29 protein-coding genes and 1 pseudogene are annotated in these 25,762 nt (G+C 39.9%); 22 read left to right on the top strand and 8 right to left on the bottom strand.

Annotated elements, in window-relative coordinates; genetic code table 11:
- The first annotated feature begins 216 nt into the window (after positions 1-216).
- On the top strand, positions 217-546 hold the full coding sequence (locus RRU94_RS19125) for a hypothetical protein (RefSeq protein ID WP_315692445.1): 330 nt from the start codon (positions 217-219) through the stop codon (positions 544-546).
- Positions 527-811 carry a hypothetical protein gene (locus RRU94_RS19120; protein WP_315692444.1) on the top strand — a complete coding sequence of 95 codons (285 nt, stop codon included), beginning with the start codon at positions 527-529 and terminating at the stop codon, positions 809-811. Before RRU94_RS19125 ends, RRU94_RS19120 begins: the two co-directional genes overlap by 20 nt.
- A gap of 51 nt (positions 812-862) precedes the next feature.
- Here RRU94_RS19120 and RRU94_RS19115 read toward each other — a convergent pair whose 3' ends face one another.
- Positions 863-1,393, bottom strand: a complete 531-nt coding sequence (locus RRU94_RS19115) for a DUF5065 family protein (protein ID WP_315692443.1) — start codon at positions 1,391-1,393, stop codon at positions 863-865.
- 414 nt (positions 1,394-1,807) lie between these two features.
- Entirely contained in the window at positions 1,808-2,107 is a 300-nt protein-coding gene (locus RRU94_RS19110) for a hypothetical protein (RefSeq protein ID WP_315692442.1), read from the bottom strand.
- A 144-nt stretch (positions 2,108-2,251) separates the two neighbouring features.
- Between RRU94_RS19110 and RRU94_RS19105 the strand changes: the two genes are divergently transcribed.
- The gene (locus RRU94_RS19105) at positions 2,252-2,572 is read left to right on the top strand and encodes a hypothetical protein (protein WP_315692441.1); all 321 of its coding nucleotides are present in this window, start codon (positions 2,252-2,254) and stop codon (positions 2,570-2,572) included.
- 499 nt (positions 2,573-3,071) lie between these two features.
- Here the strand turns inward: RRU94_RS19105 and RRU94_RS19100 are convergent, their stop codons facing one another.
- Both RRU94_RS19100 and RRU94_RS19095 read right to left on the bottom strand, forming a co-directional pair.
- Positions 3,072-3,257, bottom strand: coding sequence for an aspartyl-phosphate phosphatase Spo0E family protein (locus RRU94_RS19100; RefSeq protein ID WP_315692440.1), 186 nt, complete (start codon positions 3,255-3,257; stop codon positions 3,072-3,074).
- 112 nt (positions 3,258-3,369) lie between these two features.
- Positions 3,370-3,537 carry an aspartyl-phosphate phosphatase Spo0E family protein gene (locus RRU94_RS19095; RefSeq protein ID WP_309087278.1) on the bottom strand — a complete coding sequence of 56 codons (168 nt, stop codon included), beginning with the start codon at positions 3,535-3,537 and terminating at the stop codon, positions 3,370-3,372.
- A 172-nt stretch (positions 3,538-3,709) separates the two neighbouring features.
- Here RRU94_RS19095 and RRU94_RS19090 point away from each other — a divergent pair, with 172 nt between their 5' ends.
- The 5 genes from RRU94_RS19090 to RRU94_RS19070 all read left to right on the top strand — a co-directional run bounded on the left by RRU94_RS19090 (position 3,710) and on the right by RRU94_RS19070 (position 6,797).
- Positions 3,710-4,012: a hypothetical protein gene (locus RRU94_RS19090; protein ID WP_315692439.1), complete on the top strand. Its 303-nt coding sequence runs from the start codon at positions 3,710-3,712 to the stop codon at positions 4,010-4,012.
- Between the two features lie 212 nt (positions 4,013-4,224).
- A complete protein-coding gene (locus RRU94_RS19085; protein ID WP_315692438.1) occupies positions 4,225-4,398 on the top strand; it encodes a DUF3954 domain-containing protein in 174 nt (57 codons plus the stop codon).
- A gap of 306 nt (positions 4,399-4,704) precedes the next feature.
- Positions 4,705-5,553, top strand: coding sequence for an STAS domain-containing protein (locus RRU94_RS19080; RefSeq protein WP_315692437.1), 849 nt, complete (start codon positions 4,705-4,707; stop codon positions 5,551-5,553).
- Positions 5,554-5,841: 288 nt separating this feature from the next.
- Positions 5,842-6,225: an ArpU family phage packaging/lysis transcriptional regulator gene (locus RRU94_RS19075; protein ID WP_315692436.1), complete on the top strand. Its 384-nt coding sequence runs from the start codon at positions 5,842-5,844 to the stop codon at positions 6,223-6,225.
- Positions 6,226-6,635: 410 nt separating this feature from the next.
- A complete protein-coding gene (locus RRU94_RS19070) occupies positions 6,636-6,797 on the top strand; it encodes a hypothetical protein (protein WP_315692435.1) in 162 nt (53 codons plus the stop codon).
- A 47-nt stretch (positions 6,798-6,844) separates the two neighbouring features.
- Here RRU94_RS19070 and RRU94_RS19065 read toward each other — a convergent pair whose 3' ends face one another.
- Both RRU94_RS19065 and RRU94_RS19060 read right to left on the bottom strand, forming a co-directional pair.
- Positions 6,845-7,192, bottom strand: coding sequence for a hypothetical protein (locus RRU94_RS19065; RefSeq protein WP_315692434.1), 348 nt, complete (start codon positions 7,190-7,192; stop codon positions 6,845-6,847).
- A gap of 406 nt (positions 7,193-7,598) precedes the next feature.
- Positions 7,599-7,769 (bottom strand): DUF8096 family protein, encoded by a 171-nt coding sequence (locus tag RRU94_RS19060; protein ID WP_315692432.1) that lies wholly within the window; start codon positions 7,767-7,769, stop codon positions 7,599-7,601.
- Between the two features lie 100 nt (positions 7,770-7,869).
- On the opposite strand from RRU94_RS19060, the gene RRU94_RS19055 reads away from it, so the two are divergent.
- From RRU94_RS19055 to RRU94_RS19035, 5 genes and pseudogenes are all read left to right on the top strand, one after another.
- Positions 7,870-8,052, top strand: a complete 183-nt coding sequence (locus RRU94_RS19055; RefSeq protein ID WP_315692431.1) for a hypothetical protein — start codon at positions 7,870-7,872, stop codon at positions 8,050-8,052.
- 82 nt (positions 8,053-8,134) lie between these two features.
- Positions 8,135-8,835, top strand: a pseudogene (locus RRU94_RS19050) (hypothetical protein).
- Positions 8,832-10,127 (top strand): PBSX family phage terminase large subunit, encoded by a 1,296-nt coding sequence (locus tag RRU94_RS19045; RefSeq protein ID WP_315692430.1) that lies wholly within the window; start codon positions 8,832-8,834, stop codon positions 10,125-10,127. Before RRU94_RS19050 ends, RRU94_RS19045 begins: the two are co-directional and overlap by 4 nt.
- A gap of 4 nt (positions 10,128-10,131) precedes the next feature.
- Positions 10,132-11,526, top strand: coding sequence for an anti-CBASS protein Acb1 family protein (locus tag RRU94_RS19040; RefSeq protein WP_315692429.1), 1,395 nt, complete (start codon positions 10,132-10,134; stop codon positions 11,524-11,526).
- Entirely contained in the window at positions 11,484-12,260 is a 777-nt protein-coding gene (locus tag RRU94_RS19035) for a phage head morphogenesis protein (RefSeq protein ID WP_315692427.1), read from the top strand. The genes RRU94_RS19040 and RRU94_RS19035 overlap by 43 nt, the downstream gene beginning before the upstream one ends.
- Here RRU94_RS19035 and RRU94_RS19030 read toward each other — a convergent pair.
- A complete protein-coding gene (locus RRU94_RS19030) occupies positions 12,238-13,335 on the bottom strand; it encodes an ATP-binding protein (protein ID WP_315692425.1) in 1,098 nt (365 codons plus the stop codon). The genes RRU94_RS19035 and RRU94_RS19030 overlap by 23 nt on opposite strands.
- A 179-nt stretch (positions 13,336-13,514) precedes the next feature.
- Between RRU94_RS19030 and RRU94_RS19025 the strand changes: the two genes are divergently transcribed.
- Positions 13,515-13,973, top strand: coding sequence for a DUF2213 domain-containing protein (locus tag RRU94_RS19025; RefSeq protein ID WP_315692424.1), 459 nt, complete (start codon positions 13,515-13,517; stop codon positions 13,971-13,973).
- Here the strand turns inward: RRU94_RS19025 and RRU94_RS19020 are convergent.
- A complete protein-coding gene (locus RRU94_RS19020; protein WP_315692423.1) occupies positions 13,929-14,189 on the bottom strand; it encodes an Arm DNA-binding domain-containing protein in 261 nt (86 codons plus the stop codon). The genes RRU94_RS19025 and RRU94_RS19020 overlap by 45 nt on opposite strands.
- A gap of 288 nt (positions 14,190-14,477) precedes the next feature.
- Between RRU94_RS19020 and RRU94_RS19015 the strand changes: the two genes are divergently transcribed.
- From RRU94_RS19015 to RRU94_RS18980, 8 genes are all read left to right on the top strand, one after another.
- Positions 14,478-17,789: a substrate-binding domain-containing protein gene (locus tag RRU94_RS19015; RefSeq protein ID WP_315692422.1), complete on the top strand. Its 3,312-nt coding sequence runs from the start codon at positions 14,478-14,480 to the stop codon at positions 17,787-17,789.
- A gap of 19 nt (positions 17,790-17,808) precedes the next feature.
- Positions 17,809-18,516, top strand: coding sequence for a LytR/AlgR family response regulator transcription factor (locus RRU94_RS19010; protein ID WP_315692421.1), 708 nt, complete (start codon positions 17,809-17,811; stop codon positions 18,514-18,516).
- A 218-nt stretch (positions 18,517-18,734) separates the two neighbouring features.
- The gene (locus RRU94_RS19005) at positions 18,735-19,736 is read left to right on the top strand and encodes a LacI family DNA-binding transcriptional regulator (RefSeq protein WP_315692420.1); all 1,002 of its coding nucleotides are present in this window, start codon (positions 18,735-18,737) and stop codon (positions 19,734-19,736) included.
- A gap of 244 nt (positions 19,737-19,980) precedes the next feature.
- The gene (locus tag RRU94_RS19000) at positions 19,981-20,805 is read left to right on the top strand and encodes a sugar phosphate isomerase/epimerase family protein (RefSeq protein WP_315692419.1); all 825 of its coding nucleotides are present in this window, start codon (positions 19,981-19,983) and stop codon (positions 20,803-20,805) included.
- A 21-nt stretch (positions 20,806-20,826) separates the two neighbouring features.
- Positions 20,827-21,993, top strand: a complete 1,167-nt coding sequence (locus RRU94_RS18995; RefSeq protein WP_315692418.1) for a substrate-binding domain-containing protein — start codon at positions 20,827-20,829, stop codon at positions 21,991-21,993.
- Positions 21,994-22,019: 26 nt separating this feature from the next.
- Entirely contained in the window at positions 22,020-23,213 is a 1,194-nt protein-coding gene (locus tag RRU94_RS18990) for a levoglucosan dehydrogenase (RefSeq protein WP_315692416.1), read from the top strand.
- A 63-nt stretch (positions 23,214-23,276) separates the two neighbouring features.
- Positions 23,277-24,776, top strand: coding sequence for a sugar ABC transporter ATP-binding protein (locus RRU94_RS18985; RefSeq protein WP_315692415.1), 1,500 nt, complete (start codon positions 23,277-23,279; stop codon positions 24,774-24,776).
- Positions 24,757-25,755, top strand: a complete 999-nt coding sequence (locus tag RRU94_RS18980; protein WP_315692414.1) for an ABC transporter permease — start codon at positions 24,757-24,759, stop codon at positions 25,753-25,755. Before RRU94_RS18985 ends, RRU94_RS18980 begins: the two co-directional genes overlap by 20 nt.
- Positions 25,756-25,762 lie beyond the last annotated feature (7 nt).

Here is a 25,762-nt window from a genome sequence, read left to right as displayed (position 1 = left end):
GATTTCTGGTTCTGAAGAAAGCTTCTTGAGCAGGGGATCGGGCAAGAAGCGTCGGTAATAGAATATAAAAAGGAGGGAATGGAGGCAGAAGCGGTGTCCTTATACTTATAGAAAGAAAAGAATTTGGATGTATTGTACGGAAATCTATAAACATGCCCTCCTTTTACCTCTAACATAGTTTGTACTTTTGCTTATTTGAAAAAAGGGGAGAGAGACTTGGAGATCGGAGAGTGGAAAATAGCCAAAATTGGGGACATTATAGTCATCGGATATGTGAGTAGTATCGGTTATTATGATAATCAAATTGAGCTAGCCATAGTAGGAAGAATTATAAAAGGCAAAATGATGTGGGGATCGCCAACGAAATTACTATTTGGAGAGCACCGTCTAAAACCCATTGGCACACTATTGGATGATATTCAGGATAAAACAGCGCTCATAGATCTAGCTCTTATGACAAAGGACAAAGAATGGTTTGAAGGATTGACGGGAGGATTAAAAAATGGCATACCGAGGAGCAGTAACAGTGCAACAATGGACACCTGAGGAAGTAAAAACTTACTGTGATAAAAATTTTGGATCAAAGCGTCCGACATATGTAAAGAAGGCAGAGGAAGAAGATGCTCTTCGTTTTTCTAAAAACAGTGAACGCAAAAGGAACGATCTTTGCCTAACCAGACCAAACAAGCAGCAATACGAACGGTATCTGAAACAGGGTTTAACTGAAGAAAACATTATTAATCGATATCCTCACCTGCCAGTAGGGTGGTTACAGGAGGCAAAAAAGCGTTGGGGAGTGAAAGAAGACTAAAATCAACAATCAAAAAGAACAGTTTAACGTCATGTTCAGGACAGACAATGATTATTTAGAGAACTGAGAGAGCTTCCCAGCAGCATCTTTATAGAAATGGCGAGTCAACATAGGTTCATGAAATGAAGTCAAGGGGCTGTCATCCAAAGGAACTTGCACATAAACACGATAGTGGCCAGCTGGTAGCTTGGAAGTGCTAATATTTGTTAACGATTCAAAGTAACGAATACGGTCTTTCTTTTGTGGTATTTTTACCCACTTATTTAATGAACCACTGTGTACAGCGAATCCCTTTGAATTTGTAATATAAAATGTTGCACGGTGTTTTGTTTCAAAAGCCTTAGCAAAATCATTATCATCTGCCGGTTTCTCACCTAGGACGTCCATGTAGACACTCAAGGAATTTTTGGCATAAGAAGCATACTGGGCTGAAAGGTTTCCCTGTACTTCACTTATAGTAGCTGCTGATGCCGTATGCTGAGCTCCTTTTGGAAGAAGAGTCTCTGCTGCGCCAAGTCCGCCGAGAGCAAGAGCGCCAGTAATTGCTAGTTTTCCGAGTTTGTTTTTAATAGCTTTTTGCATGATTTATTACCCCCATTGTGGTTTTAGGTGAGAAATTATGGAATATTACCTTTTTAAACCTATCAAACAGTTATGGAATAATAAACCTTTTATATATAAAAATTACATTAATGATTAATATTTCATAATGATGCTTGATGTAACAAACAATTATTTTAGAGAAAATTTGCATAAAAAAGCAGCCAGGCGTAAGGGACCTGACTGCAGAAACAGCTTACCAGTATAAAATTATAGACCATTAAAGAATAATTTATGCAGAAAAGCCAGGGAAGCTCTTGAGATGGAAGAGCCTAAAAAAGAAGAAAGAGAGCAGAATCCCCAGGAAGAGAAATATGAGCAGGACGGAACTGCTTAATTAACAAAGGAGGGACTTCCCCTCCTCAACAACAGATCAAAACTGTTTATTAGCTTCTCTTATTTTATCAAATAGTCACCCATAAGTAAGATTGCTGTGACAACCGAGGCAAACAAAGAAAGAAGAAATAATATTATTCTTATGCTTCTTCGAATTTCCTTAAACCGTTCATTATAAAGATCACCAAAGAGGAAAGAAGCAGAGAGAATTATAATTCCAATGATAGTAAATTTTATTATTTCTTCTCCAGCAAGTTCACTAAATGTTTTAGTAGAAGCTTCATTATGCAAAATAAGATAACAGACCATAGCAGCAAAATAAATAAAAAACATATACAAGAAAAACTTTAGTTTCACCATAAGTCTAATCATTCCTATCCTACGAATATAATATTAAATAGGCTTTATCAGCTCATCAAATTATACACTAACTGGGTTAAAAGTAAATATAATACAGGGAAATTATTTGAGGGGACGTCGAATTGAATAAAAGGGGTGGCAGCCTTGATTAGATTAGGAGAGTGGATGAAAGTCCAAATCGGTAGCATTTCGGCAGTCGGCTATGTTAGTAATATTGCGCAGGTTGGATTTTATGACCATCAAATCGAATTAACAAAAGTAGCCTGGATCGTAGGGAAGGAAATTGAATTTAAGAAGCCAACTCAAGGTCTTTATGGAGAAGACCAGCTTGAACCTGTAGGTGATTTTTGGGACAAGCTTCAGGATAAATCAGCGTTCATTGATCTGGCTCTGCTGACGAGGGATGAAAAATGGTTTAGAGAATTGATGGGAGAAAAACAAAAATGGCATACCGTGGAGCAGTAGTGGTACAGCAATGTACGCCAGAACAAGTACAAGGATATTGCGCTGAGGAGTTTGGATCAAAGCGACCGGCTTATGTGAGGAAAGCAGAAAAAGAGGATGCCCTTCGTTTTTCAAAAAACAGTGAGCGAAAGGGGAACAATCTGTGTCTGACAAGACCGAATAAGCAGCAATACGAGCGATAGTTGCAACAGGGATTGACGGAAGCGAAGAAAACGATGGGGATTTGCATAAAAAAGCAGCCAGGTGTAAAAAACCTGACTGCAGGAGGGGTGGCTTACCCATGCCACAGTATGGACCACTCAAGAGAAATTTATACAAGAAAGCCGAGGAGATTTCCAAGCTTCAAGGCCAAAGCGAACACCAAGGACGTTATAAGTTAGGGGACACTAATATTTAACACCTCGATATTAGACATTTACCCTAATTAAGGAAAAGATGAAAAAGCAGCCAGAAGGGAATCTGACTGTTTAAGCGAGTATGTAAAATTGAGGCAATCTCGTTAAGTATAACAAGGAGCTTTTCGATTGTGAAGCTGGACATGGAGAATCAATTTATTTAACTCTTCACTGTGATCCAATGCTTCTTGGCTAGAGATTCCGTGTGACTGAATGGCAGCGTTCAATAATTCACGAGTCTTCTCTATTTCTAGTAATAAATAACTGATTCCATCTTTTTCTATGTTCATACTTTTCTCTCTTTCTAGGTTAATAAGGTATATATACCCATACAAAAAAGAAAGAAACTATTGATTTAAAATTAAATAAAAAAAGTCGAAACTCATCCGGCTTTAAATTGAATCATCTATTTTGAAATTGATATTGAAGGATCAGCTCATCTAACTGTTCACTGTAACGCAACGTCTCTTGGCTTCCAAGGCCATATTGCTGTCCAGCTGTAATCATTAGATGGCGAAGGTTATTAATACGAGCAAGTAAGTCACAAAAAGCGCCTTGGGTATAATTCATGACGTTCCTCCTGAGTTCATAGTAACCATCTTTAGGGATATTATAGAATATTTATATATAAAAGGGAATAACTATTTGTCGAAAAATGTATTTTTTATTATTAATGATTGATTTGGCGTTACAAACAGGTGATAAAAAATAATTGGAGGAATTGACGGAAGGAGAACAAAAAATGGCATACCGTGGAGCAGTAATTGTGCAGCAGTGGACACCCGAGGAAGTGCAGGCTTATTGTGCTAAAGAGTTTGAATCAAAGCGACCAGCTCATGTGAAGAAAGCAGAACAAGATGATGCTTTACGTTTTTCTAAAAACAGTGAGCGCAAAAGGAACAATCTTTGTCTGACAAGACCAAACAAGCAGCAATACGAGCGGTATCTCAAACAGGGTCTTACGGAAGAAAACATTATTAATCGATATCCTCAGCTGCCAGCTGGTTGGCTGCAGGAAGCAAAGAAGCGGTGGGGACTTGTATAAAAAAAGACAGCCAGGCTGGGGCCTGACTGTAGACAAAGTTACGAGCTTTAGGAGTTGGATATAGATAACAGTAATAGCATTTCCTACTCCTCAGCTCTTTATACACATATATGAAAAAATAAATAAAAAGTTTTAAAAAAAGCCGAGAGGAAATCCCCCGGCCTTTAAAATATTACTCGCGATCTTATTTTAACAGACTGGGGGGCTCTCTTGTGGAGATTAAAACAACAACAGAAATTAATTTATTGAAAGACGCTGTATATGTGGTTATGGACGGTAAGTTGCGGGAAGTTGACAAGCCTGAAAGCGGACACGGCAAGCAGATTATTAGCTGGCAGGGCAACAAGCCTTGTCATGCTAAGCTGGAGACTGATATTAAATTTTAATCGATAGTTGACCGAAACCGTTGAGTAAAACACTTTCTCGAACCACAGATAGCTCAAGGTTAAAATTCAATAGAAATACAGCAGCAAAGATATATCCAGGCAGAGATGACAGGAAGTTATCTACAGCATGTAAGAACTTGGGTTAAGGCTTCCCATTGTTTTTGTCTAACTATTTTTTATTTCCGCCTTAACGTGTATGGATGAGCTGAAAAATAGCTAATATAAAGGTTGTGAAGCATATCGCAACCTTGTAATATGTTCTTTAGTATACTGAAAATTGGTGCACACTTCGGAGGATAAAAATGAATGGAAAATGACTTAAAGATTCTTGGGGAAGCAATATTAGAAGCAAAGCACGAAATTGCTAAAAAGGTCCATGAAATTAGATTAGCTGAAGCTACTGAAGAACAAAAACAAATTGCCTCCCAGTTGGATGAACAAGAAGTTATAAATATTAGAGCCAATTTTGTAGCTCGTTTTGGAGAAGCCCTTGTAAAAGGCGTAGATAAAGAAAAAATATATAACGATATAGAACAATGGGGAAAAGAAACAGGGCAATTTGCGTACAGTTTAGGCGTTTCATTAGATGAGGCACTTGGAGATACAGCCTTTTACCGTACTTTTATAAGTGAAGTTATAGAAGAAGCTGTAATCAAACATAATTTGTCGGTGAGAACAGTGTTTGCCTCTGCCAGGGTGATTGACCCGCTCCTTGACCATGCTGTTTATTGCTTCAGTTTGACCTATATCCATTTTTACAAGGAAACCCTTGAGAATGCGAAAACGGCATTTATAGAGTTATCCGTTCCAGTAGTTCCTCTTTCAAAAGGTATAGCCGTTTTGCCGTTGATTGGCAATATGGATACAGAAAGAGCTGGACTGTTGATGGAAGAAACATTAAAAGCAGCCAAAAGGCTAAACTTAACGCATCTGATACTTGATTTATCTGGCGTACTAGTGGTTGATACAATGGTGGCAGACCAAATTTTTAAAGTAATCGATGCATTAAAACTGCTTGGTGTTCAGACGATTCTTACAGGAATCCGACCTGAAATTGCACAAACAGTCGTAAGTCTTGGTTTAGATTTCAGCAAACAAGTAACATGGGCAAATCTCCAGCAAGCTTTGGTTGATGTTCAACTTTTCCATAATTAATTTGTACGTAAGACAACAAGTTGTATAGCCTTTCTTAGTTCAGATAGCGGGTGTTTTAATTAAATAAGGAATAAAGCAGAGGAGCAAAGCTTCTCTCTTTCTTATAATAAAGCGCGAACCCTATTTTTTAAAAGCACAATAACTCAAATTTTTACCTAACTGTAAGTTCAAACTAAATAAATACGCTTATTGGAAACCCCAAGGGCACTGAACAGACGCGGAAATCCGTGTGCTGTTTGGTGTCCTTTTTTATTTTCATTTACAAAGAGAGAGAAAGAGGAGAAGAAAATGACGGTAAAGCAGCTAGCACTTTTTAAAAATATAGACGAAAAAGAAATTCAAAACCTGCTGATTATGGAGCTACGGAATTATCGAGCTCTTAAAGTACAAATTGAAAACAAAAAAGAGAGGGAAGAAGCTGGAGTAATTGATCTTTTTCCTTCAGTTCGGCAGCAGGACCAGCTGAATGAGTTAAAGGTGAAGCAGATCGATCGTGCGCTAAATCGGAGCCTAGATTTTATTGAACGAAGAATCATTGAAATGAAGTACTTCACTTCTGATGAAACAAAGGATATCAACATCTATTTGGAATTAGGCTTAAAGAAAGGAAAGTACTATGACAAAAAACGCTCGGCCATTTATCGTCTTGCTACCGCCCTGGGAATTATTTAAGCGTGTTTGGATAAAAAGCGAACAAAAATCGGACATTTCCTGAACAAAACAGGCACCATTTTGGGCACCCTTTTATTTTTCGAATAAAGGTAACATTTTCTTATCGGATGAAGCACTTAGCGACAGTCGGTGGGAGAAGCGCCTTTCCCTTATCAAGACGTACTCAGGTGTATCGAATGACTATGAAGGTTGCCGGCTGAATTTACGGGGGAACAACTGGAGTCTAGCAGTATTGCGCACGATAGCCACGGGGTCGCAAAGTGTGAAAGTCCTTTGCAAAACCAATTATCATTGGACAACGACCGTTACCTGCAATCCTGGCCATTCTCCCAGGTGATTGTGTATGAACGGGTTTTTTAATTCAAAAGAGCAAATAGCGCAAGGCGGTGCTTTTATAAGGAGATAGAAAGATGAAAATAGAAGATCAGCTACCGAGAGAAATTAAGAAGCAGATCAAAGATACGTCAAGCCCAGAGAAGTTAAGCCGGCGGGAAATAGAAGAATTAATGGGGAAGAACATGACTACCTCAAAGCGGGTAGGTGGCCGAATTAGAAGTATAAATAGAAAATAAATAACCCTCCGCTAGTTAAAGGGAGGGGTAAGAATGATTCTTGCAAACTAGGATTGTCTTTTTAAATGTAAGTTTCCTTTGTTAAACATAACAAGAGCATTGAATCTTTCATATAAAGCATAAACCGGGTAACAAAAAGCTAAAAATACAAAAACGGTTGGGACACTGTCTACAATAGGGAAAAACCCAGCAAGAAAGTTTTGTACTGTAATTCCTAACCAAATCAACAAAGGAATAACGACTAAAGCGACTAAAAGTAAAAAAGGTGTAACCTTAGTTTCCCTTAATTTAGCTTTACAATGAGGGCATTTCATCGTGAAGGGCGATGAAAAGTCTTCGAAATTTTCTAGGGTTAGCTTTTTCTTGCAATTTGGACAAGATGTAGATGTTTTCACTTAAAAACTCCTCAAATAGAATTTAAAAATAAATTATAAACGATGATTATTGTTAAATAAACACTTTTTTAATCATTATTGGTTAATCGTGTTGTTACCCGTAATAAGCATTGATCTCATTAAATATCTGGGAGCTGATGGCTACAAATAGACCTGTATACGGTCGCGTGAATGGTCGAATTAGGCAGAAAAGTTAGATAGAAAGTAGCTTACAAGTTCATTGGTGATGTATGGTGAAAGAAAAAACGAGGTTTAGTAATCGTGTACTTTGAAGTAAATCTAGGAACTAATAATATATTGAATTTTTGCTTTCGGTTTTACCTTGGGCTGTGCTGCCTATTCTATTAATTTCAATATGGGTGTACCAAACAATACGCCAATAATAAAAACCCTGCTAGCAACAGGGTTAAACAATCTTCTTCATGCCACACTTACGGCATTCACGAAGGAATATCATATTTTTGATGGAGCTTTTAAACTGGGCATTGTCACAATTATCACAACGACCGCTTTTGATGTCCGGGAATTCTCGGATGTTATAAATAATGCTTAAATCGATTTCTTGCTTTGTTTCCATGATGTTCACCTCGCTTGGACAATCATATCACTAAACCAAGTAGGAGCAAGGAAGGAATTTATCTCCTTTAATCGAATGTAAGGTGTAAGGAGATGATGAATTGAAAATAAAAGTTAGTTATTATTGCTTAGACTCTAATGGGATGCTGGAAGGTCTACAAAAATATGAACAAGTAGAAATAAATCCGGATTTAGCTGGCGGCGTAAGGAAGCTAGTTGAAGAAGCATTAAGCAAAAAGTTATACATAAGTAAAAAGAAATTAAAAGTTATAAGTATGACATGAATGTAGCTTCATTTTCTATTAGCACCCACAACGGTGCTTTTTTCTTTGCCCATTAAATTCTCGGAGGTGGTGGTGATGTGAAGTGGCGAACTGGGAAGATATCAGATCAGAATGGGAAACAACCAAGATCACACTTGCTGCATTAGCGGAAAAGTATGACATAAAACTCGGTACCTTAAAAAGCCGGAAAAGCCGTGAAGGATGGTCACGAGATCCAACCAAAAAGGATGCAATCAAAAGCGAAAAGGTTGCACCCATTAAACAGAAGGATGCAACCCCCAAAAAGCAGGGCGGACAACCAGGCAACAAAGGAAATCCAAAGCCTGCTACTAAGTTTCCGAAACGCAAGAGGTCATGGGTGCGATGACCGAGCTTTCCGCCGCTGATTTAATCTGGCAGCAGATACAGATCCAATTTGCCGCAATCATTCGCTCTCAACAGATTATGTGGGTTGAAGATAAGGATGAAATGATCAAAGAGATCAAGAAGACTGAAACTTACTCGGATGAAGATTCAATATCAGAAAAGCAGGAATGGGAGTTTCAATTCGCTTGGGATCGACAGGCAACCTTTCTTAACGCCCAGTCTCGAGCGATGGCCGAGCTCCGCTCTCTGATCAAGCAATTTGACAAGTTGGCGTATGTTCATGATGAGCACCGCTTAAAGCTTGAAGGTATGCAAGCCGCTATTGCTAAGTCTAAAGCCGAGGTCGAGAAGCTGAGTAATAATAACGATGATGGACCAATTGAAATTGTCATCAAAAGAAAAGGTGAGGGTGCATGACAGTAGTTGAAAAAGAAGTAAGCCCACACTTTGACGATTTTCTTTTTGAATGGTCCACTAAATTTCAGTTTCTTGTTGGCGGCTATGGATCAGGTAAAAGCTATCACGTTGCATTAAAAATCATTCTGAAGCTGTTGGCAGAAAAACGAACCGCCCTTGTTGTGCGTGAGGTATACGATACACACCGCGATTCGACTTACTCTTTACTCGAGGAGCTGGTCATTGATCTAGGGCTTGATGGCCGCATTAAATGCATGACATCTCCTATGCAAATCCGCTTCCCGAATGGGAGCAAGATCATTTTTAAAGGGATGGACAAGCCAGCTAAATTAAAGTCGATCAATAACATCTCACTTGTCTGGCTGGAAGAGTGTTCAGAAATTAAGTATTCAGGCTTTAAGGAATTGCTCGGACGTCTCCGGCATCCAACATTAAAGCTGCACATGATCTTATCAACTAATCCAATCGGGGAGGATAACTGGTCCTTTAAGCATTTTTTCAAGGATGAACAAAACAACCGCCTCGTATTGGATGACGCGGATCTTTACGAAAAACGGACAGTCATCACGAATGATACTTACTATCACCATTCAACCGCTGACGATAACTTTTTTCTACCTGAAAGCTACATTGCTCAGTTGGATGAATTAAAAGACTATGATCCAGACCTTTACCGTATTGCTCGGAAAGGCCGTTTTGGCGTGAACGGCGTGAAGGTGCTGCCTCAGTTTGAAGTGCAGCCACACAATGAAGTGATGGAGGCTATACGGAGAACGGTAAAAATTGATAAACGGGTAGGCATGGACTTTGGATTCGAAGATTCTTATAACGCTATCGTTCGAATGGCTGTAGATGATAGAAGAAAAATCCTTTATCTCTCCTGGGAGTACTACAAAAACAAAATGACGGATCCTCAGACAGCAGAGGACATCATTGAATTTAAAGAAACCCGTGAGCTCATCATTGCGGACTCAGCAGAGCCAAAGGCCATTGAGTTTTTCCGACAGCAAGGCTTTAACATTCGAGGAGCTGAAAAGTTTCAAGGTTCCCGCCTGGCTAACACGAAAAAGGTCAAGCGTTTCAAGAAAATCATTTGCTCTGATCAGTGTCCTAACGTGATTGCCGAATTAAAGACGCTCACTTACAAAAAGAACAAGTTAGATGAAATCATTCCAGATGAGTTTAATGTTGATCCGCATACATTTTCAGCAATCTGGTACGGCCTTGATGGCTATGAAGTCGCAGATCTGAAGAATCCACTTGAGCGGTATAAACAGTTACTGGGGAGGTGAATAGATGAACACACTCGATGCGGCTAGACAGCAAGTGAACCAAATGAGAAATGATTTTATGGTTGGTCACGGTAAAGGAAGCCAGAAAGACATGTTGGTCCGGCAGCGTCCGAGCCTGCGTCAAAAATTAACTGATGAAGACATCACAAACCTTTATGCCAGTAATCGGATCGTTCAAAACATTATCGATATACCCGCTGAAGACATGACACGCAGCTGGTTCATGTTACGCATGGACAATGACAAGCTGGGCAAAGACATTATGAGCCGGCTTGCTGATCTGAATGCAAAAGAAGCCTTCAAAAAAATGCGGCAGCATGAACGGCTGCGTGGTGATGGATTTATTTCTTTAGGGGTGACTCAGAAGACCCCGATTAATCTTGCTGCTGAGCTGAAAGAAGAAACAATAAAAAGAATCGATTATCTCCATGCTTTTTCGAGCATGAAGGTGATCAGTTTCTTAACAAACGAGGATATGTTTAGTCCGAAATATGGTCAGGTGGAGCGTTTTAAAATCCGTCGTCGCTCCAGCAATTCAGGAATCGTAGTGCCGCAATTAGAAGATACTCTTGTCCACTTATCCCGCTTTCTTCACGATCAAACGAGGCGGCTTGAGGATGATGAAAGAGGCCAGTCATTGCTTGAGCCGCTTTATGACGTTATTAAAGTGCTTGATACTTCTTTATGGTCCGTTGGCCAGATTCTTTATGACTATACCTTCAAAGTGTACAAATCCAAAGATGTCGCCAGTCTGAAGAAAGAAGACAGGCGGGAGCTAGGCATGCTCATGGACTTCATGTTCCGGACTGAGGCGCTTGCTATTATTGCGGATCATGAAGAGCTGAAAAAAGAATCTACCAGTACAGTCGGCATGAAAGACCTGCTTGATTTCGTTTGGGATTATATAGCTGGTGCCGCTCGCATGCCCAAGACAGTTATTAAAGGGCAGGAAGCTGGCACAATAGCAGGCGCACAATACGATGTAATGAACTATTATTCTCGCATTGCTGCTCATCAGGAAAATGAAATGAAGCCGTTGCTCGGAAGGCTCATTCGTATGATTTTATGGGCAGAGGATGAACCAGGCGGCCGTGTGGATCCGGACTCACTGGAGTGGGAAATCAAGTTCAATCCACTTTGGTCTGTTGATGCAAAAACAGATGCAGAGATCAGGAAGCTAACCGCTGAAACGGATGCGATCTACATCGTTAACGGTGTTCATACAGCAGATGAAGTAAGAGAAGCACGCTTTGGGCAGTTTGGTTTGACAGAAGAACTAAAAATGAGCGGTGATTCTATAGATTATGAGCGCATGGCTAAAGAAGTTTATGAGGGCTTGGAAAGGAAGTCATCAAAATGGCTAGGAAAATGCCACCCACGCGTTTTCCTGATGCTGTAGCAGTTTCATATTACCGAATCATTAAGAGGCTCATAGACGAACTGGGAAAGGTCACGCTGAGTGTGTTTGATGAAAGTATTAAGCCGGAAATCAAAAACTATCGAAACCGGGTTGATGATGAATCATACAGAATAGACGGTCCGCTTGATGTGATCAGACAAGCTATTGAAGTGATAAAAGGTTTATCGCTCGGCATCTTTACGGCTGATGCTGTGCTAAATGCTGCTACAAACTTTGTGAACGGCATTAATGTTTTTAACAAAAAGAACATGCAGGATCAAGGGCGCGTGAAAGGTATCGATCCAACGCAGTTTGAGCCTTGGCTTGATGAGTTTATGAGAACATCCATAGCGGAGAATGTGAGCTATATCAGCACGATACGGGATGAATACTTTCCTGAAATTGAATCCATTGTCTATCAGGGTGTAAAGAATGGCACCAGTGAAAAAGAAATACGCGATCAGCTAGTGCGGCGCACCGGAATGTCAGTAAATCGTGCGAAGTTTATTGCCCGAGATCAGACCGGCTCCATTCTTGGTCAGATGACCGCTGAGCGACATAAGGCAATGGGAGTGGAAAAGTTCAGATGGGTAACATCTAATGATGAGTGGGTCCGGGATTCTTATAAGGGGCTGGAAGGACAGGTTTTTGAATACGCCAATCCTCCAGCTGCCGGATTGCCGGGTACTGATTATAACTGCCGTTGTACTGCTAATCCTGTTTTTGATGATTAAAGGATTTAGGTAAAGTGATTCTGACAGTCGTTCCTTCACCAAGTTGACTGTTAATCTTTATTGTGCCGTTATGGTTTTCTATAATCCGTCTACACATCATAAGTCCTAAGCCTGTCCCTTTTTCTTTTGTTGTATAGAAAGGTTCAAATAATCTTTTTAGTCTTTCTTTTGAGATACCACTCCCTTTATCAGTAACTTCTATTAAAAGGCTATTTTTATTTGTATTTTTAAGTGAAATCACTATTTCCTGTGCGGGATCGGTCGTTGCTTCAATCGCATTTTGTACCAGGTTCATTAAAACTTGTATTATCTGGTTGGGGTCGCAATGAGCAATAAGTGTTGAATTGGAACTAATAGATTCGGAAAGACGTACCCCTCTAAGGGTTGCTTGGGGGCTCATAAATTTTATAACATGAGAGATTAACACCTTAATGTCTGTATCTCTAGTATCCATATTTTCTTTAGGTTTAGATATAAACATAAACTCATTGACGATGGTATTAATTCGATTTAGTTCTGTAAGCATTACTTCCAAATAAATATTTATTGTCTCGTCATTTGAAAGTTCCTCAATCAATTGAGCAAAACCTGTTATGGATGTTAAAGGATTTCGAATTTCATGGGCAACACCAGCTGCTAATTCACCAATTAACGAAAGTTTTTCTAGTTCCTGAATTTTTAAGGCATTCTTTCGGAACTCTGTGATTTCGAAAACTGTGCCAATTACTTCAACGACTTGGGAATTTATAGTTATTGGAGTTAACGTAGTAAGATAAGAGAATCCATTTGTACTTCCTTCGAAGCTAATAATATTGCCGTTCCAGGCTGTTTCATAGCAATAGAAGGCAGCATTTAGTTGATCTCCAGAAAAGAAATCAGATAACGGCTTGCCAACAAAAGATGAAGAAGAAAGACCTAACTTTTTTAGAAAAGAGCCTTCGCTAAATGTATGAATAAAATTGTTATCTTTCTTTACAAATTTAAATACGAATCCCTTCTCGCTTGGAACATTATGTTTATATTCGATTTTATTATTTGAAATATTCTGATTACTAGCATTGTTATTATGATCCATATGAGGCACCTTCTGTCCGCTGTATTGATAAGTAAACTCAAATTATTGCAATCTATAAAATATTTCTAAATTATATAATATATCCAATAACCTTTCTTAAAACAAATAAACTTCTGTTAAAAATGCTTCGAGACCGAAATTGGTCTTTTTTTATTGTCTTAAAAGGAGGTGAGAACATTGTGAAGGTACAGCGTTATGACCGCATGCTGATTACAGATTCCATGCTGAAAAAAGATTCAGCTGGCTTTTTAACCGTGACAGCTCCTATTACTCGGCCAGGGGTTTTCCCTTATCAAAGGCAAGACGGGGCGATTCAGTATGAAGCAAAGTTGCCGGATGAAGTATTCAGTGATTTAGCTATTTTCTCCGCTCGATCTAAACCGGTCACAGACGGGCATCCAAATGAAGCGGTGACGGTTGAAAACGTTAGCCGCTATTCAAAAGGAATGTCACACACGGACAGCCGGGTGGAAGGTGGCATGCTGGTTGTCACAATGACGATAACGGATGCTGCTTTAATGGACCGTATTTTCAGCGGGGAACAAAGTGAAATTAGTATCGGCTTCATGAGCGATATTATAGAGCAGCGGTTTTTACGGACCGAACCTTTTTTTGTACTCAAGCAGCCAGTTTGTTAAGAATGATTCCAGGGTATATACTTTTTCATTGACTTCAAAGCCTTCCAAAATTCTTTTTTCTTCTTCTGCAGCAGCAATTTGAGCCTCAATTGCCGACGTAAAACCTCTCTTTGATTTTTCTTTATACTTATGTGTTATAGGGTCTTTATAACGAATGCGGAATTCATAATACACTTTTTTCTCACCGCTTTTTTTATACTTGCGAATACTGGCCATTTGCATTCTCCTTTCCATCTTTATTTGAGCGTAAAGATAATAATGTACTTTTTCTATACAGCTGTAAGTACAATATCGATACATCTTTACTTGAAGAAGGAGAATTAAAAGAAATCAATGTTGCAGCCCAAGGAGAACGTTCAAAACCTTATCTCATTTAGTTTAAAACAAGCCAATAAGAAATTGTTTTTTAAGGAAAGGGTTGTCATTCAGCCTTGCCAATGCCAGAATTACTGTTAAGGTTTTTTTACTTTTATTTCGTTTTTTAACAAGTGAGGAGAGAATCAAATGAAGGATTCGGGATATGTTTCAGAGGAAGGCTTTCAGGACACGGGAATGATATTTAAGTTTATACGCAAAAATAACAAGTTTATCCATACGTTTTCTGAAGGCGAATTACTTTATAAAATGAATTTTCACCCAGAAGGGCTTATTGGAAAAACATTATATGAAGTGTATCCAGACGACATTGAGATGGCAAACTTATTAATTACATATTACGAAAAAGCGTGGGAAGGCCGTTTTGTCAAATACGAAGGTGTGTACAATGATATACAGTATGTGACATATTTAAGACCTTTGGTTTCAGAAGGGAAAGTGGTTGAAATAGTCGGAACGTGTATTGACATCACAAAAAGAAAAAAGATGGAAGAAGAGATCCGACAAAAAGAAAATTTATATCGGACGGTTCTTGGGACAATGTCCGAAGCGGTACTGATTGAAACAGGGGGAGAAATCATCACGCTTAATGAAAGCGCAAACAAAATGCTTAGGATTAAAACAGGTGATTTTACAGAATCTTCTATGAAGGAATTAAATCAGGAGTACATAAAAGAAAACGGCTCAACGATTCCTTATTCAGAGCTGCCGGGGGTCATTACCCAGCGGAATGGCACTCCTATTAAAGATTTTATATTAGGAGTAAAAGATAAAAACAAGGAAACAAAGTGGCTTTCTGTTAATTCTAACCCGCTTACATTACCGGGTAAGTATGAACGTTCTGCCCTTGTGACACTATCCGAAATTACATTTCAAAAACAACAAGAAAGAAAATTAATGGATTCTTACGCTTTTCAGCGCAATTTGATTGATCGGCTGGACAGCGGAATTATTGTGACAGATCGAAATAAAAAGATTAGGCTTATGAACAAGAAGTTTTATGAAATGTTCAAGTTAGACGGCGAGATTGATTTATACATTGGACATCATGCTCCGGACCTACATAGCTTTTTTGAAGAAGAAATGAATGAGCTGGAAACTGAAAAGCTCGGAAATCAGAACAGCATAGCAAAAGAGATTGAAGTCCATCAAACTGTCATACTGCAGTGTAACTGTGTTCCACTTAATAAGGAAAACGAAGATTATGGTTATTTGTGGGGTTTTGAAGATGTGACTGAAAGCAAAAGAATGGAAAAAATGATTATTCAAGCAAAAGAAGAAGCTGAAAAAGCAAATGTAGCTAAATCGGACTTTCTGTCTAAAATGAGCCATGAGCTCCGTACGCCGCTAAATGGCATTCTTGGCTTTGCTCAGCTTTTGGAAGTGGAAGAGGGATTAACCGAAACGCAGCAAGACTTTGTTCAGGAAATTTTAAATGGAGGAAGACATTTACTAGAATTAGTAAATGAAGTATTGGATTTATCGAGAATCGAAACAGGCAATTTGAAAATTTCAATAGATGAGGTTAATCTTCTTACCGTTATGAACGAATGCATCAATATTGTTCAGCCGCTGGCAAAGAAAAAGAACATAAGCATTCATAATCAATTAACTCCCTTTCAAAACACCTTAGTTCTTGCTGATCCAATTCGCCTTAAACAAATAATCCTTAACCTTCTGGATAATGCCATTAAGTATAACAAGGATTACGGAAAAATAAATATTGATTGCTATCAAAAAGGGAGCGAGCAGGTTGTTCATATCGTGGATACAGGTATAGGGCTTTCAAAAGAAGAATATACTAAAATATTTGTTCCGTTCTATCGAATCGAAGGCACAAAGGAAGCAGGAACAGGCATCGGCTTGTCTCTCGTTAAACAGCTTGTACACTTAATGGGAGGGGATATTAGTGTGACAAGCACTAAAGGAAAAGGAAGTGATTTTTCTTTTAGTCTGCCCGTTCCAACTAATTTAAAAGCCGCTGTCAGGTGGGGTGAGCAGGTGGAACCACGTACTGTAAGCAATGATAAAGCAGAGCACTACCGCTTGCTCTATATCGAAGATAATAAGGCCAATTTTCATTTAGTAAGTAACATTATTGAATCGCAGCCTTCCTTTACGCTCTTATCAGCCCCCACTGGAAAAAAAGGATTAGAACTCGCAGCGAAGAAAAAAGTGGATTTAATTTTGCTTGATATTAATCTCCCCGATATTCATGGTTACGAAGTTTTTGACAGGCTAAAAAGGAATGAACAAACGAAGGATATTGCCGTTATTGCAGTCAGTGCAAATGCGATGCCAGTGGATATTCAATATGCCTTGGCTAAAGGGTTTGATAACTATGTGACAAAACCCATAAATGTAAAAGAGTTTTTAACAGTCGTGCAGGAAACGTTAAATAAAACAATTTATCAAAATATCCCAGATCATAACATTTTAAGCACAGGACCTTACGGGGAAGAAGCTGTCTCCGCAAAAACACTCCAGTTATCTTTAGAAGATTTGAAGAAAATCAAGAAAAAGAACTACAAAGCAGCCATCGCCATGCACTATGGCGGAAGCGATTGGTCAAGGTCCCAAGTGGAAGGAGTAAAAGCCACTTTTGAAAAAATGGGGATTGAGATCATAGCGGTAACGGATGCCCAATTTGACTGGGAAAAGCAAGTGGCGGATATTGAAGCCATTTTAGCCCAAAGGCCGGATATACTTATAAGTATCCCTGTAAAACCGGCACGAATGGAAAGCATATATAAAAAAGCAGCCCAGGCGAATACAAAGCTGGTATTCATGGATAATATACCAAAGAATCTACAGCATGGAAAAGATTATGTTAGTATTGTATCCTCAGACAACTATGGAAATGGTATTGAATCCGCTCATGTTATGGCTGATAAATTAGGTGGAAAAGGCAATATAGGCGTTATTTATTATAAAGAGGATTTTTTTGCAACCAAACAAAGAACAGAAGCATTTGAAAAAACGATACAAGAAGCTTATCCTAAAATTCGAATTGTTGACCGCATTGGCATTGACGGTCCGAATGATGGACAAAAAGCAGCAGCTTCCATGATTGGAAAACATCAGGACTTGAATGGTATCTTTGTCGTGTGGGATGTGCCAGCTGAAGGAGCCTTAAAAGCTGCTCATGCTGAAGGAAGAAATGATTTGGTCATTACAACGGCCGATTTGGGCTTAAATGTGGCAGTGGAAATCGCCCAGGGCGGTCTAATAAAGGGACTGGGTGCGCAGCTTCCATACCAGCAGGGAGTCGCTGAAGCCATTCTAGCAGGATATGCGTTAATTGGAAAATATGCGCCGCCCTATGTGGCTGTCCCATCTTTAAGAGTAACAAAAGAAAATATTCTGGACGCCTGGAAACTCGTTTATAACAAGGAGGCGCCAGCCATCATTCAAAAAGCAGCAGCTCAAGAAGAAGTGTAAAGAAAGAGGGAAATACCGGATGAAAGTGTTAATCGCTGAGGATGACGCAGCCTCAAGAAAACTGTTAAGATATTTTATCGGCAGTTTACCTGATTATAAAATTGTTGGAGAAGCAACGAACGGTGAAGAATTAATCAAGTATGTGACGAAAGAAAAACCGGATATTGCTTTGGTGGATATTGGAATGCCTTTAATGGATGGTATGGAAGCAGTTAAAGCATGTAAAGAACTTTTTCCATCCTTGCAGGTTATTTTTACTACCGGCCATGACGATTATGCACTCGAGGCATTTAATGTAAGAGCTGTTGATTATATTTTAAAGCCAATTGAGCGAAATCGTTTATACAGTGCGTTAGAGAGGGCTGCACAAGCCGGTAAACTAAAAGCTGGTAAAGAGCCGTCTGCTAAAAAGAATTTAACGATTAAACAGCACAAAAATATCATTTTTATTCCGCTTGATGAAATTATCTTTATAGAGAGAGAGGATCGCAAATCCGTCATTTATACAAGAAATAATAAATTCGAAACAAATGAAACGTTAGCAAGCTTAGAAGAAGCTCTTGACTCCAGGTTTATAGCGTCTCATAGATCCTGTATCATTAATATGAGGCTTTTAATAAAAATTGAAGCAGCGGGTCAAGGATATAAAGCATATTTTAAAGATTATGACCGGTCAGCAAAGGTTTCAAAGCATAAAATCGATGAATTGCAAAGATATATGTCATAAGAAATTATGGAACTCAGCCTAAGGTGCTGAGTTTTTTTATTTTTTAAAATTTATACTTTTTTTGTTTAAACGAATCATTTTTAGGTCTGAAACCTGGAAAATGCCTTGTCGAATGGAAGAAAACTGTGTTTGAAACCGGTTAGACACTTAAAATGAATACGTTTACAATGCGGTTATAGCAAAATAACAAGAGACAAAAAAGAAAAGAGAATCCTAAAATGCCAGGAATTAAAGAGGTAGCCAAACAAGCAAATGTTTCAATTGCTACTGTATCAAGGGTGTTAAGCAAACCGGAAACGGTGGCGAAGGAGACTATCAAAAAAGTATTAGAAGTCATCGAAGATTTAAATTATCAACCTAATGCAGCCGCCCGCCAGCTACGAATGTCTGAAACAACAACGATTCTAGTAGTTGTCCCGGATATTACGAATACATTCTTTTCCGATGTGCTGAGAGGGATAGAATTTTTAGCTCTTGAAAACGGTTACCAGGTTTTGCTTGGAGATGCAGACAATAGTGCTGAACGTGAGAAGGGATACTTAAGTATACTTCGCCAAAAAAAGGCAGCAGGAATGATTTTGCTGACAGCAGGAATTGAAGCGGACATCGTGGAAGAAATAGCCTCTGAGTATCCGGTCGTTCTTGCATGCGAATACTTGGAAGGCGTTAATGTTCCGACAGTTTCTATTGACAACGTCAGCGGTGCAAGAAAAGCAACCGAGTATCTGATTAATCTTGGGCACAAGAGAATAGGCTTTATCTCAGGCCCCATGAATAGCGTACTGAGCAGAGACAGGCTGAAGGGATTTTATCAGGCGATGGCACAGTATAATCTGAAGGTTGAACCCGAATTAGTGCAGGAAGGCAACTTTTCTTATAAAAGCGGCTTGAATATGATGCTCAAACTTTTAGCGTACAGCCACACACCTACAGCAGTTTTTGCGGCAAACGATGAGATGGCCTTTGGTGCTGTTAATGCAATTGAACGAAAAGGATTATCTGTTCCGAACGACATATCGGTTATTGGCTTTGACAATATAAAGTTTTCGGCCATCTTTAAGCCAGCACTAACAACGATCTCACAGCCGACTTTTGACATAGGCACAAAAGCGATGGAACTTTTAATAGGCCTCATGACAAAGCAGGAAATGAAGAAAACACAGTACATTTTAGAAAACAAGCTGGTTCTTCGGGATTCATGCTATAAATGCAGACATTGAAAGACAAATTTTAAAAAATGATGTAAACGTTTACGGGCAGAATAAAACAGCCTCACTAGAAGTTTTGATGGCAAAAGCTTTAACGAAAAGGTAAGTAGTTATACTACAGATAATTTTTTTAGTGAATGTAAACGTTTACCATTGATTCTTTAAAATTCGCAAGCTGCTCATTTTAAGGAGGTGGTGGAGCCACATTCGCAGTCGTTGATGTACTTTTATAAACTATTCAAATGGGGGAAAAATAATGAAATTTGGATACCAAACAAATACGTGGGGCGGGGTTGTCGGTCATCCTGCCGGAGTCACTTCAATAAAAGATCTTTATTACCTAGCGAATGGCTCTACCGAGGAAGCTTTAAAGGACATTTCGGAAGCCGGCTTTAAAGGATTTGAAATTTTTGATGGAAACCTGATGCAGTATAAGGACAATAAAGAAGAATTTAAAGCGTTGCTTGCAAAATACAAACTAACCTTGATTGGTGTTTATACAGGCGGGAACTTTATTTACCCGGATATTTTGGAAGAAGAATTAACAAAAATTGAAGAAGTAGCTGCACTTTCTGCTGAATTTAGTGCTCGTCATTTAGTTATCGGCGGAGGAGCTGTCCGTTCGGCGGGTATTCTAGAAAGCGATTACGAAGATTTGGGGACAGCACTTAATAAGGTACAAGAGATTGCAGAAAAACATGGGTTGATCCCAACGTATCACCCGCACCTTGGAACAAATGTGGAAGCGCCTGAACAATTAGATAAGTTAATGCAGCATACAACTATCGATTTATGCCCTGATACGGCTCATATTGAAGCAGGCGGCGGTGATCCGGTAGAAGTTGTTCGTAAATATGCAGACCGGATTAAATACATTCACTTTAAAGATTATGAGAATGGCGAGTTTCTTCCTTTAGGAAAAGGCCATCAGAAGTTTGAGGAAATGGTCCGCATTCTAAATGAAGCCGGTTACGATGATTGGATTACGGTTGAGCTAGACAGCTATGAGGTACCAAAGCAAGGGGCGGAAATAAGCCGAAGCTTCTTAGCGTCATTTGAAAAAACACAAATGGCAAACTAAACGAAAAAAGGGGACTTGGGGATGAAAAGAAAAGCTCCATTATTAACATCTATGTTATTGAGCGGCAGCCTTTTGCTTGCGGCATGTCAGGGACAGCAAGCTGCGAAACAGGAAGAACCAGCAAATAAACCAGTGGAAATAGCGAAAACGGGTTCTTTAACCATTAATCCTGAAATTGAAGATAAAGAGATTATGGGGAAAGGTCCTTTTGGAGAAAAAGCTGTTTCAGCGAAAACACTGGAATTAACGGAAGAAGATATTGCAAAGATAAAAGAAGGCAATTACACAGCAGCACTTGTCATGCATTATTCGGGCACTGACTACATGACTGCCCAGACAGATGCGCTGAAAGCAAGCTTTGATCGTATGGGTATTGAAGTCATTGCCGTAACAGATGCTCAATTTAAAGCAGAAAAGCAGGTTTCTGATATTGAAACAGTTACTGCGAAAAAACCGGATATCATTGTTAGTGTGCCAGTAGACCCTGTGTCGACTGCAGCAGCTTACAAAAAAGCAGCTGACGCAGGCATCAAATTAGTCTTCATGGATGGTACTGCCCAAGGGTTAGAGCCAGGAAAGGATTTTGTCAGTATTGTATCAGGCGATAACTACGGAAATGGTGTAGAGGCTGCGGAAGTAATGGCGAAAGAACTTGATGGCAAAGGCAAGATTGGCGTCGTTTTCCATGATGCAGATTTCTTTGTAACAAAGCAGCGCCAAACCGCTTTTGAAGAAACAATAAAAGAAAAATACCCAGATATTGAAATCGTCGCCCATGGAGGCATTACAGGTCCAAACGACGGTGAAAAAGTAGCGTCGGCTATGTTGACCCAGCACAATGATTTAGATGGGATCTTTGCGATCTGGGACGTGCCGGGTGAAGGAGTCGTTTCAGCAGCACGTACAGCAGGAAGAGACGATCTTGTCATCACAACCACAGACCTGGGTACAAACGTTGGGCTGGAAATGGCATCCGGAGGCACAGTAAAAGGACTTGGCGCACAGCTTCCATATGACCAGGGAATCGCTGAAGCCATTTTAGGCGGGTATGCTTTGCTTGGTAAGAAAGCGCCCTCATATGTAACAACACCAGCTGTACAAGTAACAGAAGATAACTTGGAAGAGTCTTGGAAGCTTGTTTACCGCCAAGATGTTCCCGAATTAATTCAAAGCGCAGTTCAACAATAAATTACACAAACAATGGAGGAATAAAAATGAAAAAACTTAATGTAGGCATGATTGGCGGAGGATTTATGGGGAAAGCGCATGCACTTGCTTATGCAGGGATGCCAATGTTTTTCTGGCCGGCTCCAGTAATTCCACACCGTCACACGGTAGTAGATGTAACAGACGAATTGGCAAAAGATGCAGCAGCACGCCTTGGGTTTGACAACTATTCTTCAGACTGGAGAAAAGTAGTGGAAGATCCGGAAATCGATATTATCGACATTGTAACGCCAAATGATTCTCATGCTGAAATTGCGATCGCTGCCGCTAAAGCGGGCAAGCATATTATTTCCGAAAAGCCGCTTGCGCGTGATGCAGCGGAAGCAAAAACCATGCTAGATGCCGTAAAAGAAGCAGGCGTAAAGCACATGGTTGCGTTCAACTACCGCAGAACACCAGCGGTTGCGCTGGCGAAAAAATACATTGAAGAAGGCAAGCTGGGCGAGATTTTGAATTTCCGCGGCACGTACCTGCAGGACTGGTCGGCTGATCCGAATTCACCCCTTTCATGGCGCTTCCAAAAAGACCGTGCAGGTTCCGGTGCACTTGGCGATATCGGAACACACGTGATTGACTTTGCCCGCTACCTTGTCGGTGAGATCTCCGATGTAAACGCTGTCGCAAAAACATGGATCGGCGAACGCCCAATTCAAAGCGGGGGCGCTGATAAGCTTGGTACCGTAAAAGCAGATGAAGATGTACCAAAAGCAGCGGTTGATGTAGATGATGAATTCATGACACTTGTGAAATTTGAAAATGGTGCTGTTGGAAGCATTGAAGCAACCCGCAACGCGTGGGGACGCAACAACTTCCTGACATTTGAAATTCACGGTGAAAAAGGGTCTCTTGTCTTTAACTATGAGCGCCGCGATGAACTGCAGGTATGCTTCTCAGATGATCCGGGCGACAGCCGTGGTTTCAGAACCGTGTATACAGGTCCTGCTCATCCATACGGAGAAGGCTTATGGCCAATCCCGGCACTTGGAATCGGCTACGGTGAAACGAAAATTATTGAAACATATGACTTTATGAAATCTATTGCGGAAGATACAAAAGTCTCACCTGACTTTGAAGACGGCTACCAAATCGCCGTTATTTCAGATGCGATTCTGGAATCAGCGGAAAAAGGCGAATGGGTGAATCTTTCGAAACAAGGCGAAATGGTGAATCTTTCAAAATAAGGAATTTGAAAAAATAAATGGAGGCTGCAGCCGCAGCCTCTGTTATAAAGAAGGTGAATGAGATTGGAAAAGCCGATGCTTTCGATGAAAAATATCTCAAAAGCGTTTAATGGAATTACGGTACTCAATTCAGTTGATTTCTCTGTTAAAAAGGGTGAAGTTCATGCGCTCATGGGCGGGAACGGAGCCGGAAAATCGACATTAATGAAAATTTTAACAGGTGTTTACACAGCCGATCAAGGCGAAATTTACATTGATGACCAGCTCGTTGAAATTAACAATACAGATGATGCAAGAAAAAATTATATATCTATGATTTTTCAGGAGTTCAGCTTAATTCCTACGTTAACAGTAGCACAAAATATTTTTCTTACTAGAGAAGATAAAACATCAATCGGACTACTAAATGATAAAGAGTGTGTGGAAAAAACGAGAAATTTGCTTCAAGAGCTAGAAGTCGACATTGATCCGAACGAACTTGTCGGTAATCTCGGTGTAGGGTATTGGCAGATGACCGAAATCGCAAAAGCATTATCACAGGAAACAAAAATTCTCGTCATGGACGAGCCAACCGCTTCTTTAACAAAAAAAGAAACAAAAATATTATTTTCCTTTATTAATCAATTGAAATCAAAAGGCTATGCGATTATTTATATTTCACATCGTATGGATGAGATTCTTGAAGTTTGTGACCGAATTACCATTTTACGTGACGGGAAACATGTCGCTACTGAAGACTGCAAACAAATCGATCTTGATATGGTTATTCAGTACATTGTCGGAACGGGTATGGATAAAGCATTTGAATGGAAAGAACGGGAGTATGCAAAAGACGTTGCGCCTGTACTGGAAGTAAAGAATTTATCACTTGATTCAAAAGTCCAGGATGTGAATTTTAACCTGTACCCGGGTGAGATTGTTGGCATCGCAGGATTGATGGGAAGCGGCCGTACTGAAACGGTAAGCGCTATCTTTGGAACGGGTCCGAAAGACAGCGGCGATATTATTATAAACGGCCAGCCTGTAACGGTTAAAAATGCATCCGATGCTATTAAAGCAGGATTGGCTCTTATTCCGGAAGACCGGCGTGTCCAAGGTCTTGTTCTAGAGCATAGTGTAAAAGACAACATTATCCTGCCGATCTTATCAAAAATGCAGAAAGGTTTCTTTATTGATAATAAAAAAGCCAATAAAGTGGCCAATGACTTTGTAAGAAAACTAAACATTAAAACAGACGATATTTATAAAACAACCAATCTATTATCCGGCGGCAATCAGCAGAAAATTGTTTTGGCAAAATGGCTGGCAAATGATCCAGCGGTGCTTATGCTTGATGAACCAACCATTGGGGTGGACATCGGAGCTAAAACGGAAATTGTTGATGTAGTTCGGGAACTAGCAGACAGCGGGAAAGCCGTTCTGGTCATTTCCTCAGAACTTCCGGAGCTTCTCGCATTAAGTGACCGTATATTGGTCATGCATGAAGGGCGCATTATCAAAGAAATGCAAAGACGTGAAATTGAAACAGAGGAGGAGTTACAACATGCAATCCAAGGGTTCTAATCTAAATGGTACAGTTGCTCTGGGCAGCCATACGGTTTCGCGCAAGAAAACATTCGATTGGCGGGACTACATTGTTTATCTTGCTTTTATCGGTGTCATCATTTATTTCTCAGTTACTTTGCATGATCAGGGATTTGTTACAACAGACAACCTGCTTAATATCATTCGTCAAACGGCGATGATTTCTTTAATGGGCCTTGCGATGACATTTGTTATCAGCACAGGAGAAATTGACCTGTCTGTCGGATCGATTGCCGCATTGTCTTCTTTAACAGCAGCATTAACCATCCAAGCCGGATTTGGCATGATCGGCGGCGTAGCGGTTGGTTTAGGAACAGGCCTTCTTGTTGGATTAGTAAATGGTTTATTAGTAACAAAACTAGCGATTCCATCCTTCCTGGTGACACTTGGTACGATGGGAACCGTCGCAGGTCTTGCGATGTGGATTACAGACACGGCACCAGTGCCGATTGTAGATGCAACATTCAACTTTGTATTTGGATCAGGTGATATCGGACCAATTCCTATTCTTTTGGTTTGGACAGTGGCAGCAACCATTATTGCCCACTTTTTACTTCGTAAAACATCATTCGGAAGACAAACGCTTGCAACAGGCGGAAATGAAAGTGCCGCAAGATTCTCAGGTGTTAAAACACAGCGTATTAAGCTTCTTGTTTTCCTTGGTTCCGGCTTTATGGCGGGCTTTGCCGGGCTGCTTTATGCAGGCCGCATGCACGCAGGACGTTTCACATTTGGTGAAGGAGACGAACTTTCTGTTATTGCCGCGGTTATTCTCGGCGGAACGAGTCTTTTTGGCGGAGTCGGAACAGTTATTGGCACAGTGATCGGTTCCTTAATGATCGGAACGATTAACAATGGACTGATCATTATGGGCTTGGATGTCAGCCAGCAAATGATGATTAAAGGATTAATTATTATTTTGGCTGTAGCATTCGGTAAAAAAGCAATCAAACGATAATTGTCGA

Origin of the sequence: Domibacillus sp. DTU_2020_1001157_1_SI_ALB_TIR_016 (assembly GCF_032341995.1) — a bacterium.
In the GTDB taxonomy this organism is placed as follows: Bacteria; Bacillota; Bacilli; order Bacillales; family Domibacillaceae; genus Domibacillus; species Domibacillus indicus_A.
The sequence above is the reverse complement of the archived record's forward strand: the minus strand, read 5'-3'. Positions and strand labels throughout refer to the sequence as shown.